The sequence below is a fragment of the Bacillus sp. FSL R5-0523 genome, from assembly GCF_037975295.1.
GTDB lineage: Bacteria > Bacillota > Bacilli > Bacillales > Bacillaceae > Bacillus > Bacillus subtilis.
Genome location: NZ_CP150251.1, coordinates 2,936,779 through 2,949,158, shown reverse-complemented (window position 1 = coordinate 2,949,158; position 12,380 = coordinate 2,936,779). Strand labels below are relative to the sequence as shown.

Annotated in this window: 12 protein-coding genes and 1 pseudogene; 12 read left to right on the top strand and 1 reads right to left on the bottom strand. The window is 42.2% G+C overall.

Going from position 1 to position 12,380, the window contains the following annotated elements; translation table 11 throughout:
* Window positions 1–46: 46 nt before the first annotated feature.
* From NYE53_RS15120 to bceB, 11 genes are all read left to right on the top strand, one after another.
* Window positions 47–184, top strand: coding sequence for a hypothetical protein (locus NYE53_RS15120; RefSeq protein WP_003229119.1), 138 nt, complete (start codon window positions 47–49; stop codon window positions 182–184).
* A gap of 33 nt (window positions 185–217) precedes the next feature.
* A complete protein-coding gene (ytrA, locus tag NYE53_RS15115; protein ID WP_003229121.1) occupies window positions 218–610 on the top strand; it encodes a GntR family transcriptional regulator YtrA in 393 nt (130 codons plus the stop codon).
* Complete coding sequence (ytrB, locus tag NYE53_RS15110) at window positions 603–1,481, top strand: ABC transporter ATP-binding protein YtrB (protein ID WP_003229123.1); 879 nt, start codon at window positions 603–605, stop codon at window positions 1,479–1,481. Before ytrA ends, ytrB begins: the two co-directional genes overlap by 8 nt.
* Entirely contained in the window at window positions 1,475–2,461 is a 987-nt protein-coding gene (gene ytrC, locus NYE53_RS15105; protein ID WP_327828264.1) for an ABC transporter permease YtrC, read from the top strand. Before ytrB ends, ytrC begins: the two co-directional genes overlap by 7 nt.
* Window positions 2,462–2,490: 29 nt before the next feature.
* The gene (gene ytrD / locus NYE53_RS15100; protein WP_327828263.1) at window positions 2,491–3,468 is read left to right on the top strand and encodes an ABC transporter permease YtrD; all 978 of its coding nucleotides are present in this window, start codon (window positions 2,491–2,493) and stop codon (window positions 3,466–3,468) included.
* Window positions 3,469–3,482: 14 nt separating this feature from the next.
* Window positions 3,483–4,178 carry an ABC transporter ATP-binding protein YtrE gene (gene ytrE, locus NYE53_RS15095; protein ID WP_014477726.1) on the top strand — a complete coding sequence of 232 codons (696 nt, stop codon included), beginning with the start codon at window positions 3,483–3,485 and terminating at the stop codon, window positions 4,176–4,178.
* Complete coding sequence (gene ytrF, locus NYE53_RS15090) at window positions 4,168–5,478, top strand: ABC transporter permease YtrF (RefSeq protein WP_021480351.1); 1,311 nt, start codon at window positions 4,168–4,170, stop codon at window positions 5,476–5,478. The genes ytrE and ytrF overlap by 11 nt, the downstream gene beginning before the upstream one ends.
* Before the next feature lie 96 nt (window positions 5,479–5,574).
* Window positions 5,575–6,270 (top strand): two-component response regulator BceR, encoded by a 696-nt coding sequence (bceR, locus tag NYE53_RS15085; RefSeq protein ID WP_339245444.1) that lies wholly within the window; start codon window positions 5,575–5,577, stop codon window positions 6,268–6,270.
* Window positions 6,263–7,267 (top strand): two-component sensor histidine kinase BceS, encoded by a 1,005-nt coding sequence (gene bceS / locus NYE53_RS15080; protein ID WP_339245440.1) that lies wholly within the window; start codon window positions 6,263–6,265, stop codon window positions 7,265–7,267. The genes bceR and bceS overlap by 8 nt, the downstream gene beginning before the upstream one ends.
* 101 nt (window positions 7,268–7,368) lie before the next feature.
* Entirely contained in the window at window positions 7,369–8,130 is a 762-nt protein-coding gene (gene bceA, locus NYE53_RS15075) for a bacitracin ABC transporter ATP-binding protein BceA (RefSeq protein ID WP_003229137.1), read from the top strand.
* Window positions 8,120–10,060, top strand: a complete 1,941-nt coding sequence (gene bceB / locus NYE53_RS15070) for a bacitracin ABC transporter permease BceB (RefSeq protein WP_339245437.1) — start codon at window positions 8,120–8,122, stop codon at window positions 10,058–10,060. The genes bceA and bceB overlap by 11 nt, the downstream gene beginning before the upstream one ends.
* A gap of 36 nt (window positions 10,061–10,096) precedes the next feature.
* On the opposite strand, the pseudogene NYE53_RS15065 reads toward bceB, so the two are convergent.
* A pseudogene (locus NYE53_RS15065) lies at window positions 10,097–10,844 on the bottom strand (hypothetical protein).
* Window positions 10,845–11,032: 188 nt separating this feature from the next.
* Between NYE53_RS15065 and NYE53_RS15060 the strand changes: the two are divergent.
* On the top strand, window positions 11,033–12,226 hold the full coding sequence (locus tag NYE53_RS15060) for an MFS transporter (RefSeq protein WP_339245434.1): 1,194 nt from the start codon (window positions 11,033–11,035) through the stop codon (window positions 12,224–12,226).
* The last annotated feature ends 154 nt before the right edge of the window (window positions 12,227–12,380 follow it).

Below are 12,380 nucleotides of genomic sequence, written 5' to 3'. Positions count from 1 at the left end.
ACACTAATATAAAATCATTTATATATTGACATTAAGGGAGGCAGTTATGAAACATAAAAAACGAAACAAACGTAACGTGCCAATGCTGATTGCGGCATCTGTGATCGCTTGTTCTTTTTTTCTTGTTCTTGTGATGATCGGTTTTGAATGGCAAAAAAGTATAATTGATCATTTTTATCTATAAAAGGTTCAGATCGTATAGAAAGTAGGGAAGTAAATGATTCAAATCGATCCAAGAAGCTCAACACCCATTTACGAACAAATTATTCAGCAAATGAAAGAGCTTTGTTTGAAAGGGATCATGAAGCCTGGTGATAAGCTTCCTTCTGTCAGAGAATTGGCAACGATCATTATTGCGAATCCGAACACTGTCAGCAAAGCGTATAAAGAACTTGAGCGAGAGGGGATTATTGAAACGCTGCGGGGCAGAGGGACCTATATATCGGAGAATGCAAAAACGACACTGGTTGAAGGGAAGATGACGATGATTAAAGAGCAACTCAAACAGCTCATCATCGATGCACACTATGCAGGGGTTGAGCTGGAAAAACTGCACGAATGGATAAAGGAAATCAGCGCTGATGTGAAGGGAGGCAAAAAAAATGATTGAACTGCGGCAGCTGTCAAAAGCGATTGACGGCAATCAAGTATTAAAAGATGTTTCATTAACAATCGAAAAAGGAGAAATCTTTGGATTGCTTGGACGCAATGGATCGGGCAAAACGACGATGCTTCGCTTAATCCAGCAAATCATTTTCGCTGACAGCGGAACGATTTTATTTGATGGCGTAGAAATCAAAAAGCACCCGAAGGTCAAACAAAATATCATCTACATGCCTGTTCAAAATCCTTTTTACGACAAGTATACATACAAGCAGCTTGTTGATATCCTGAGAAGAATATATCCGAAATTTGATGTCACGTACGCGAATGAACTGATGAACAGATACGAAATTCCGGAAACGAAAAAATACCGTGAGCTGTCGACAGGCTTGAAAAAACAGCTGTCCCTCGTTCTGTCGTTTGCGGCGAGACCGGCGCTGATCCTCCTGGATGAGCCGACGGACGGTATTGATGCGGTAACTAGACATGATGTGCTGCAGCTGATGGTCGATGAAGTGGCAGAGCGTGATACGAGTATCCTGATTACGTCCCACCGGCTTGAAGACATAGAGCGGATGTGCAACCGAATTGGTTTTCTTGAAGATAACAGGCTGACCAACGTCATGGATCTTGATGAGTTAAAAGAAGAATACATTAAAATTCAAATGGCCTTCGATACAGATGTCAATTTGGCCATCAGAGAGCAAAACATTCCGATGCTCGATCAGGCCGGCGTGTTTTACACAGTGCTGATTCCGAAAAGCGATGAGGAGAAAAAGAGCTTTTTGAGAGAGCTGAAGCCAAAAGTATGGAATGAGCTTCCTGTCAACTTGGAAGAAGTGTTCATTGCGAAGTTTGGAGGGAAGCGGAGATGGTAGACCGTGGTCTCCTCTATCGAGAGTGGAAGCAGAATCAAGTGGTGATTTTGCTGAGTATTGCGTTTTTAGTGCTGGCAAATCCGCTCTCTATTGTGAATACGTATTTGTCTTATCAAGGATGTCTGGCTCATCAAGACCCGCAATATTGTGATTTTATTGTCAATTATAGAGTAAGCAATCTGATAGATATCAACTGGGTGCCGGGTGTCATTTTGGCGGTCAGCTTCATGGGAATGGAACGTTCGAAAGGCGCGATGGATTTTATATTAAGCCTCCCGTATAACAGAAGCCAAATTTTTCAGACGAAATTTTGGTTAGGCGGTTTTGTGATTGTGCTGTCACAATTGATTGGCTTTTTACTTGCATGGCTGCTGATTCTTGTCTATAACCCTGAACACGTCTACTTTTTTGAGCACAGCAGCATTGGAGTAATCGTGATAAGTTTTATGGCTTTTTCATTGGTGATGGCCGCCGGAGCGTTAACTGGGAATGCTTTTGCCCAACTGTTAACCGCGTTTTCTGCAGCTATATTGCCGTATTTAATTATTGCATTGCCGGTTGGAAACCTAGAAGTTGCTTTTGGTGTGAATATATGGGAAATGTTTCCTTCTCCTGAGGCGTATGTCTCCCTGGTAAGCAATTTAACTTATCTAGTACCGATTAGTTACGTTGAAAATGGATGGCTATCTGACAGTAAATATCTTTTATTGATTCCAGCCGTAATGAGCATTCTATTTTACTTGATTGGTTTGATAAGCTTCAAAAAGCATCCAAGTGAACGAAACGGACACTTTTTCTTATGGAACAGATTAGACCGTCCGGTGCAAATTCTGGTTATGGCTTTCGGCATCCTTGGATTTGGTTTATTTGGATACTATACCGGACATTCCATTATTGGTTATATTTTGGGTATGATCATTGGGGCAGTGGCTGGATTCTTTGTGAGCTACTTCTCTATTTATAAGAAAACAAAAGTGTAAGAAATGCCTTAGGTTTGGAGGGAAGTGAGTTGCCGGATTCCGGACTGTTTTACAAAGAGTGGCGGCAGAATAAAGTCGCCTTAGTTATCACCATTTTGGTTTTTATATTAGGTAATCCATTATCAATTTTAAATATGTATCTCATCTATCAAGGCTGTGTCACTGGAAAAGAAAATTGGGTCGGCCCCTGCGTATTCAGCGTTGATTATTTAAACAGCTCATTTATCTCATTGTTTTGGATTTGGGGAGTCGTTTTGGCGGTCAGCCAGCTAGGGATTGAACGAAGCAAGGGCTTTTTTGATTTTACATTAAGCCTTCCATATACACGAGGGCAGATATTTCATGCGAAGTTCCTTACTGGTGGAATGGTGATTGTGGTGCCGCAGCTCATCGGTTATGTTTTGTCTGTTTTGCTGATCATGCTTTTGAAGCCAGATCAGGCCGTTTATTTTCACAATTACAGTCTTGGGATGATCATTGTCAGCATGCTGGCTTATTCGCTTGTTATGGCGGGTGGAGCTCTGACAGGCAATATTTTTGCCCAGCTTTTGGTCTCATTTACCGTAGCCATTTCGCCATTTTTGCTCATCAGCCTGCCTGCGATCAACCTCGAGATCCTTTTTGGCGGATCAATAGATTTTATCCATGGTCCAGTACCCAAATGGGTGCAGTATTTCATTCCGATAATTTATGTAGACTCGAAATGGGCTGAGAATTCACCATATTATTTAGTCATTCCGGCTATCATGACTATCATTTTTTACATCATCGGCTATATTAGCTTTGTCAAACTGTCTAATGAAAGAAACGGATATTTCTTCTTATGGAAGCCGCTTAACCGCCCGGTGCAGATCATCGTTATTATCATAGGAATCATGGGCTTCGGCTACTTTGGTTTTACGGCAAGCGAGAGCTTTGCAGGTTATCTCATTGGCATGGCTGCCGGTGCGGTAATCGGTTTCTTGATTAGTTATTTTGCGATTTATAAAAAAACAAAACTTTTGTAAGGGAGAGAGAACATATGATAGATGTTCAGCATATCGACCATTCTTTCACGATCGGAAAAAAGGGCCGTGAGAATGAAGTTCCAGTATTGAAGGATGTTTCATTACGTGTGGCGAAAGGTGAGATCGCCTGTATTGTCGGGCGAAGCGGCTCAGGGAAATCAACGCTTTTGAATTTGATTTCCGGCTACATATCGCCGACAAAAGGGCGGATTGTCATTAATGGCACTGATGTTACGGGGTTTAATGAAAAGGAATGGGCGCAATTTCGGCTTGATCATTTCGGGTTTATTTTCCAAAGCTTTCAGCTCATCCCGGGTTTAACGACGTATGAGAATGTTGAAATGCCGCTGGCGTTAAAAGGAATCAAGCCCTCTGAGCGGAAGCAAAAGGTGCAGGACATGCTGAAACGCGTCGGTCTGGAAAACCACGCCGCTCATTATCCGAATGAACTGTCAGGCGGCCAGCAGCAGCGTGTCAGTATTGCTCGAGCGTTGATTTTAAATCCTTCGATTATCTTAGCGGATGAGCCGACGGGAAGCCTTGATTCAGAAACGGAACATGAAGTGCTGGAATTGATCCAGCAGCTGAATCGTGAGCGTGGCATTACATTTGTGATCATTACTCACGATGATGAAGTCGCTTCTATCGGACATTCAAAATTTCAGCTTCATGATGGTGTGCTAAAAGGAGGAATTACCGTTGAGGTTTAAGGATCAGGTTCATTTTATCAGAAGAAATATGAAGAAAAACAGACTTCGCGTCTTTATGACGATTCTTGCAACAACGATGGCGTGTGCGTTTTTGGTTGTGCTGTCGTCCGTTGGATTTGGGATTCAAAAGACAATTACAGATATGACAATGAGCCAGCAGATTGTAACGAAAGTCAGTGTAATGGGCAAGGAAGGAGACAAGCCTATTAAAAAAGCTGATTTAGAGAAGTATGATCACGTAAGGTCAGTTGTAGAAAGAACGCAAGTGTATGAACCAAACAAAGCTACTTTAGGCAATCGCACAAATGAAAGCTCAAATCTCATTTTTACTAATATGAATGATGAATTAAAGGCCAATATGGAATTGGAAAAGGGAAGAGTCGCAAAGTCAGAAAATGAAATCGTAGTAGGATACGACTTCGCAAAGAGATTATTGACGAAAAAAGAATCGGAAGAATATAACAAAAAAATCGAAGAAGCAAAAGGAAATCCAGAAGATATAAAAGAACCAAAGGGCTATACGAAAGATATTCTGAACAAAACAATAGAACTAAGTGTATCGAAGACAGATCCTAAAACAGGGGATGTTACAAAAACAAAAGCATATGACTTTAAAATTGTCGGTATTACAAAAAAACCATCTCAAGACTGGATGGAGGACTCAAACATTTTTATCAGTGATCAATTCAAAAAAGATTTTTCGGAATTCTTAGATTTCAAAGGCGGAAATGTTGAAACGAACATTGGTGTTTTTGCTGATAAGTTTGAGAATGTGGAACAGCTGACAAATGATCTAACAGATGACGGGTACTATGTCACATCAGTGACTACCGAACTTGAGGGAGCCAATACCTTCTTCATGGTTTTCAAAATCGGACTGATCTTTGTCGGATGTATCGCAGTTATCATTTCAGCGATCGGCATTTTTAACACGATGACGATGGCGGTGACAGAGAGAACGCAAGAGATCGGCATTATGAAAGCGATTGGGGCGAGCCCGTCAATCATTCGCCGAATGTTCTTGATGGAAAGCGCGTATATCGGAATTTTAGGCTGTGTGATTGGGATTATCATTTCTTACGGCGTGAGCTACCTTGTCAACCTGGCCGTTCCGATGATCCTTGCGGCCACAAGCGGAAGCGATGCGGGCGACTTGAATTACACATTCTCCTACATCCCGGCGAGTCTTGTGATCATTGCCGTTGTGATTTGCGGAGGGGTTGCAGTCATTTCCGGAATGAACCCGGCGAGAAAAGCAACAAAAACCAACGTGCTGACAGCGTTGAGAAGAGAACTATAATGCGAACGAGCCGGCTGAGACAGCCGGCTTTTTCTATAGCGCATGATAGCGTTTTGCTATACACTTGATAAAAAAGGAAAAAGTGCGGTGAGTTGATTGTTTAAACTTTTGCTGATTGAAGATGATGAATCGCTGTTTCATGAAATCAAGGATCGTTTAACGGGATGGTCCTATGATGTATACGGCATTCAGGATTTCAGTCAGGTGCTGCAGGAATTTGCGGCGGTTAATCCTGATTGTGTCATTATTGATGTACAGCTGCCTAAATTTGACGGCTTTCATTGGTGCCGGCAGATCCGCTCCCGGTCAAATGTTCCGATTCTCTTTTTATCCTCCCGGGATCATCCTGCTGATATGGTGATGTCCATGCAGCTCGGGGCAGATGACTTTATCCAAAAGCCATTTCATTTTGATGTGCTGATCGCGAAAATCCAAGCGATGTTCCGGCGTGTGCACCATTATAATACGGAGCCGAATACGATTAAAACGTGGTGCGGCGCTGCTGTAGACGCGGAGCAGAACCTCGTCAGCAATGACAAAGGATCTGTTGAACTGACCAAAAATGAAATGTTCATTCTAAAACAATTAATAGAGCAAAAAAACAAGATCGTCAGCCGGGAAGAGCTGATCAGAAGCTTGTGGAACGATGAGCGTTTTGTTAGTGATAATACGCTGACCGTCAATGTCAATCGCCTGCGAAAAAAATTGGACGTCCTGCAGCTTGGTGCATATATCGAGACAAAGGTGGGCCAGGGCTACATCGCGAAGGAAGAGGACAAGTTCTATGATTAAAGCATTCCTTATCGAAAGGCGGAGCTGGATTGCCGCGTTTTTGTTTCAGCAGGCTTTGATGCTGTTCATTGCTTTTGTCGATTCTTCCATATCATTCGGGAATGTACTTTATATGGTGTATTTGTGCATCTTGTTTTTTATCATATTCCTTTGGTTCCGCTATCGGAAAGAAACAGCGTTTTATAAAAGCTTGAAAACATGGGAGAACAATCTCGATGTGACAGCCATAAATGAACCGGAAACGCCGTTTGAAGCAATGATTGAAAGAAGCATTGCCGGGCAAACAGAACACTTGAAGCAGACCGCAGCACGGCATCGCTTAACATTGGAAAATGAGAAAGATGAGCTGATGGCATGGATCCATGAGGTCAAAACCCCATTAACAGCGATGCATTTAATCATTGATAGAATGGAAGAAAAAGCACTGAAATCCCAGCTGTCATATGAATGGCTGCGTATTCACCTGCTTCTTGATCAGCAGCTTCATCAAAAACGCATTTCATTTATTGAAAACGATCTGTCAGTAGAATTCATTCAGCTTCAGCCTTTGATCTTTAAAGAAATCAAAGATTTACAATCGTGGTGTATCCAAAAAGGGATCGGTTTTGACATACAGCTCGAGGCCAAAGAAGTGCTGAGCGATGCAAAATGGCTGGCGTTTATCATCAGGCAGCTGCTGACAAACGCGGTGAAATACAGCGAAGCCTCTGAAATTGAGATCAAAAGCTTTCGAAAAGGGGAACAGACGCAGCTCCAAGTGAAAGACTGTGGCAGGGGCATTGATCCAAAAGATGTACCGCGTATTTTTGATAAAGGGTTTACATCCACAACAGATCACCATGATCAAGCGTCAACTGGCATGGGGCTGTACTTGGCAAAAAAAGCAGCGGCGCCGTTATTGATCCATATTGATGTTGAGTCGGAGTTTGGTGCGGGGACAGTTTTTACATTAACCTTTCCAAGACGGAATCAATTTGAACATGTCATAAGCGTGTGACGAAAATGTCACATGCTTTTCTTTTTTGTTCGCCGTATCGAAGGAAAAGCCCGGCATTCCTTTTTATAATGAGATTATCCAATATAAAGGAGACTGCGTAAATGGTGATTTTAGAAGCGAATAAAATTCGAAAAAGTTATGGAAACAAGCTGAATAAACAGGAAGTGCTGAAGGGCATCGATATTCACATTGAAAAGGGCGAATTCGTCAGTATTATGGGTGCTTCCGGGTCGGGAAAAACCACTTTGCTCAACGTTCTGTCCTCAATCGATCAGGTCAGTCACGGAACCATTCATATTAATGGAAATGACATGACGGCTATGAAGGAAAAGCAGCTGGCTGAATTTAGAAAACAGCATTTAGGCTTTATCTTTCAGGATTACAATTTGTTAGACACATTGACAGTGAAAGAGAATATCCTTCTGCCTTTATCGATCACGAAACTATCAAAAAAGGAAGCCAATCGCAAGTTTGAGGAAGTTGCAAAAGAACTGGGAATATATGAATTGCGGGATAAGTACCCGAATGAAATTTCCGGCGGCCAGAAGCAGAGAACATCCGCCGGAAGAGCGTTTATTCACGACCCGAGCATTATTTTCGCTGATGAACCGACCGGCGCGCTTGATTCGAAATCGGCCTCTGATCTATTAAATAAGCTGAGCCAGCTCAATCAAAAACGCAACGCCACGATTATTATGGTTACCCATGATCCCGTCGCTGCCAGCTACTGCGGCAGAGTCATTTTTATTAAGGATGGGCAAATGTATACACAGCTGAATAAAGGGGGCCAGGACAGGCAGACGTTTTTCCAGGATATTATGAAAACGCAAGGCGTGTTAGGCGGGGTGCAGCATGAACATTAATCAGCTCATCCTGCGAAATTTGAAAAAGAATCTTCGTAATTACTATCTGTATGTGTTTGCGCTCATCTTTAGCGTGGCGCTTTATTTCGCCTTTGTCACGCTGCAGTATGATCCAGCAATTAACGAAGTGAAGGCTTCAATTAAGGGAGCTGCGGCTATTAAAACCGCTTCGATTTTGCTTGTGGCTGTGGTGGCGATCTTCATTTTATATGCCAATACGATTTTTATTAAGAGACGGAGTAAAGAAATCGGGCTGTTTCAATTAATTGGAATGACAAAACATAAAATTTTTCGCATCTTAAGTGCAGAAAATGTCATGCTGTATTTCGGTTCATTAGCGATCGGGGTAGCGGCCGGGTTTTCGATATCGAAGCTGGTCTTGATGATTCTGTTCAAAATTGTCGATGTCAAAGCGGATGCGAAACTGCATTTTTCTGAGCAGGCCTTGGTCCAAACGGTCATTGTGTTCTGCGGCATTTACCTTTTGATCATGATCATGAATTATACGTTTATCAAAAAACAGAGTATTTTATCTTTGTTTAAAGTAACGTCCTCCACTGAAGACAAAGTAAAGAAAATATCATTTTTCCAAATGATAATCGGCGCTTTAGGCATCGTGTTGATTTTGACAGGATATTATGTGTCTTCTGAGCTGTTTGGCGGGAAATTTAAGACCATTAATGAACTGTTTGGTGCGATGAGCTTCATTCTTGGGAGCGTCATTATCGGGACGTTTTTGTTTTATAAAGGATCAGTTACGTTTATCTCGAATATCATTCGAAAAAGCAAGGGCGGCTACTTAAATATTTCTGAGGTCCTGTCACTGTCATCGATCATGTTCAGAATGAAATCGAATGCGCTTTTGCTGACGATTATTACAACCGTTTCAGCGCTCGCCATCGGGCTGTTATCTCTTGCTTACATCTCGTATTACTCATCGGAAAAGACCGCTGAACAAAATGTAGCGGCTGATTTTTCATTCATGAATGAGAAAGATGCCACGTTATTTGAAAACAGACTGAGGGAAAGCAACATCTCGTTTGTAAAAAAGGCAACACCTGTCCTACAAGCAAATGTTGACATTGCAAATATCATGGATGGAACTCCGAAAGAGATGCAGGGCGATCCCAGCAATATGCAGCTTGCTGTTGTTAGCGACAAAGATGTAAAAGGAGTCGATGTGGCGGCTGGAGAAGCCGTTTTCTCAGGATACACCGACTTGCTGCAAAAAATAATGGTTTTCAAGGACTCTGGTGTTATTAAAGTAAAAAGCAAACATGAGACGCAGCCATTAAAATATAAAGGATTAAGAGAAGAGTTTCTTGTGTCCTACACGTTTACAAGCGGGGGCATGCCCGCTGTCATTGTGGATGACAGCCTGTTTAAACAGCTGAACAAGGATAAAGACCCCCGCATTCAGCTGGCGCAATCTACCTTTATCGGCGTCAATGTGAAACATGACGATCAAATGGAAAAAGCAAATGAGCTTTTTCAACAGGTGAACAAGAAAAACGAGCATTTATCAAGACTGGATACAAGCGCTGCGCAAAAATCACTGTTTGGTATGGTGATGTTCATCGTCGGCTTCTTAGGGTTAACGTTCCTGATTACATCAGGTTGTATCCTTTATTTTAAACAAATGGGTGAAAGTGAAGATGAAAAACCGAGCTATACGATTTTAAGAAAACTCGGTTTTACGCAGGGCGACCTAATAAAGGGAATACGCATCAAACAAATGTATAACTTCGGCATTCCGCTCGTTGTCGGCCTCTTCCACAGTTACTTTGCCGTCCAATCCGGCTGGTTTTTATTTGGATCAGAGGTGTGGACGCCTATGATTATGGTGATGGTATTATATACTGCGCTCTATTCCATTTTTGGTTTTCTGTCAGTTCTTTATTATAAGAAGGTCATTAAATCGTCGTTGTGAAACAGAAAAAGCTCCAGACATTCTGGAGCTTTTTGTTTATCGTTTTGGCGCCCGATAACCGGCCGCTTCAGCTTCTTCTACTGAGCAAAACATTTCAGCCGGATCGGTTGTCCGGTCGTAGTATGTACTGCCTGGCGTGTGGTAGATGCCGTTTTTGCTTCCTTTGATATTACAGCTTTCTGCTTTGTCAGCTGTTTTGGTTTCATCACTTTTACTCGTATTGCTTGAAGAACTTCCAGTGTCTTCATGAGAACTGGCGGTTTGGCTTTCCGTCTCTTTTAATTGATTTTCAAGCTTTGTTTTATCTTGTCGGAGTGTTTCATTTTCAGCCTTTGCCGTTTTTGCATCTTCTTTGAGCTGCTTTTGATTTTCTTGAAGCTCTTTAATCTCAGCTTTTAATGATTTTTGAGTCTTTTTTAGATCGCTATTTTCGTTTTTAAGCTTCTCAAGCTTGTCTTGATCCTCTTTGTTGTCTTTTAATTTCTTTGCTTCAGAGCTGACAGATATATATTCTTTCTCAAGTTCTTCATGCTCTTTTGTGAGGTTTTTATATTCGGCGTTTAGCGCTGAATATTTTTTCTCGGCATTTGCTGCGGAAGTGTCAGGTTCTGCCAATGCTGGCCCCGGTAAAGAGCAACAACAGGCCTCCAATGAAAAGCGGCCAAAAAAGTCTCTTGGAGAAACGTTTTTCCTTTTTCAGTACATATCTGACAAAGTGATATAATCCATAGCCCAGTGCAATGAGACATGCCAGAAAACCTAAGAATGCTAATACCATTTCCATAATATGACTCCTTTTTCTATTTATTTTACATTTTTCAAACAATATTTGTTAGATTTTTTCACGCTCATCAGTTGAAAAATGTGAGAGAGACAGATAGAATGAATGTGCTATGATAACTGGATTCGTACGGAGCCGTTTTAGGTTTCGTTTTTTTCATGAGCTTTTTTAGGTAAGAAAGGGGGATGAGTATGCCGCGTGCTCTTAAAATTTTAGTCATTGGAATGTTTATCAATGTGACGGGTGCTTCTTTTTTATGGCCGCTGAATACGATTTATATCCATAATCATTTAGGAAAGTCGTTAACAGTAGCCGGCCTTGTCTTGATGCTGAATTCCGGCGCCAGTGTGGCTGGTAATTTATGCGGAGGTTTTTTGTTTGATAAAATCGGTGGTTTTAAATCGATTATGCTTGGGATAGCCATTACGTTAGCAAGCCTGATGGGTCTTGTCTTTTTTCATGATTGGCCGACCTATATTGTGCTGCTGACGATTGTGGGCTTTGGCTCCGGTGTTGTTTTTCCGGCCAGCTACGCAATGGCGGGATCGGTATGGCCTGAAGGGGGAAGGAAGGCATTTAATGCGATATATGTCGCGCAAAACGCGGGTGTGGCCGTCGGTTCAGCGCTTGGCGGTGTCGTGGCATCTTTCTCGTTTTCATATGTATTTTTGGCAAATGCCGTATTGTATCTGATCTTTTTCTTTATTGTATATTTCGGATTTCGAAATATTCAGACGGGCGATGCATCCCAAACATCCGTGCTTGATTATGATGCAGTGAACAGCAAAGCAAAATTTGCCGCATTGATCATTTTAAGCGGAGGCTATGTACTCGGATGGCTGGCTTATTCTCAATGGTCCACCACAATTGCTTCGTACACACAAAGCATTGGAATATCTCTTTCCTTATACAGCGTGCTATGGACAGTTAACGGAATTCTAATTGTGCTCGGCCAGCCGCTCGTCAGTTTTGTGGTGAAAAAATGGGCCGAGTCGCTAAAAGCGCAAATGGTCATTGGCTTTATCATTTTTATTGTGTCTTTCAGCATGCTGCTGACTGCAAAGCAATTTCCGATGTTTCTTGCTGCGATGGTGATCCTGACTATCGGAGAAATGCTTGTTTGGCCTGCTGTGCCGACTATTGCCAATCAGCTTGCCCCTAAAGGGAAAGAAGGCTTTTATCAAGGCTTTGTCAACAGTGCGGCGACAGGCGGCAGAATGATTGGTCCCCTGTTCGGAGGAGTGCTTGTCGATCATTACGGCATTAAGGCTCTTGTTTTATCTCTGTTGGTATTGCTGCTGATCAGTATTGCCACAACGCTTCTATATGACAAACGGCTAAAATCAGCTAAAGAAACAAATAAGCAGGCATCAATCTCTTCATAATAAAAGATCCCGCCGGGTGAGCGGGATCTTTCAGCGTGTCGACAAACCCTCGCATTCGTTGTCAGGCCTGCGCTTCGGTGCTCACGAATTAGAACATTCGCTCCGCTCCTATGCTCGTCCTTCCTAGACTTCAAGGGTTTTCAATCACGCTGAA

What these genes read in the sequence shown, in the direction of transcription:
- NYE53_RS15120 (WP_003229119.1), top strand. Translation starts at nt 47, where the DNA reads ATGAAACATAAAAAACGAAACAAACGTAACGTGCCAATGCTGATTGCG.
- ytrA (WP_003229121.1), top strand. Translation starts at nt 218, where the DNA reads ATGATTCAAATCGATCCAAGAAGCTCAACACCCATTTACGAACAAATT.
- ytrB (WP_003229123.1), top strand. Translation starts at nt 603, where the DNA reads ATGATTGAACTGCGGCAGCTGTCAAAAGCGATTGACGGCAATCAAGTA.
- ytrC (WP_327828264.1), top strand. Translation starts at nt 1,475, where the DNA reads ATGGTAGACCGTGGTCTCCTCTATCGAGAGTGGAAGCAGAATCAAGTG.
- ytrE (WP_014477726.1), top strand. Translation starts at nt 3,483, where the DNA reads ATGATAGATGTTCAGCATATCGACCATTCTTTCACGATCGGAAAAAAG.
- bceS (WP_339245440.1), top strand. Translation starts at nt 6,263, where the DNA reads ATGATTAAAGCATTCCTTATCGAAAGGCGGAGCTGGATTGCCGCGTTT.
- bceA (WP_003229137.1), top strand. Translation starts at nt 7,369, where the DNA reads ATGGTGATTTTAGAAGCGAATAAAATTCGAAAAAGTTATGGAAACAAG.
- bceB (WP_339245437.1), top strand. Translation starts at nt 8,120, where the DNA reads ATGAACATTAATCAGCTCATCCTGCGAAATTTGAAAAAGAATCTTCGT.
- NYE53_RS15060 (WP_339245434.1), top strand. Translation starts at nt 11,033, where the DNA reads ATGCCGCGTGCTCTTAAAATTTTAGTCATTGGAATGTTTATCAATGTG.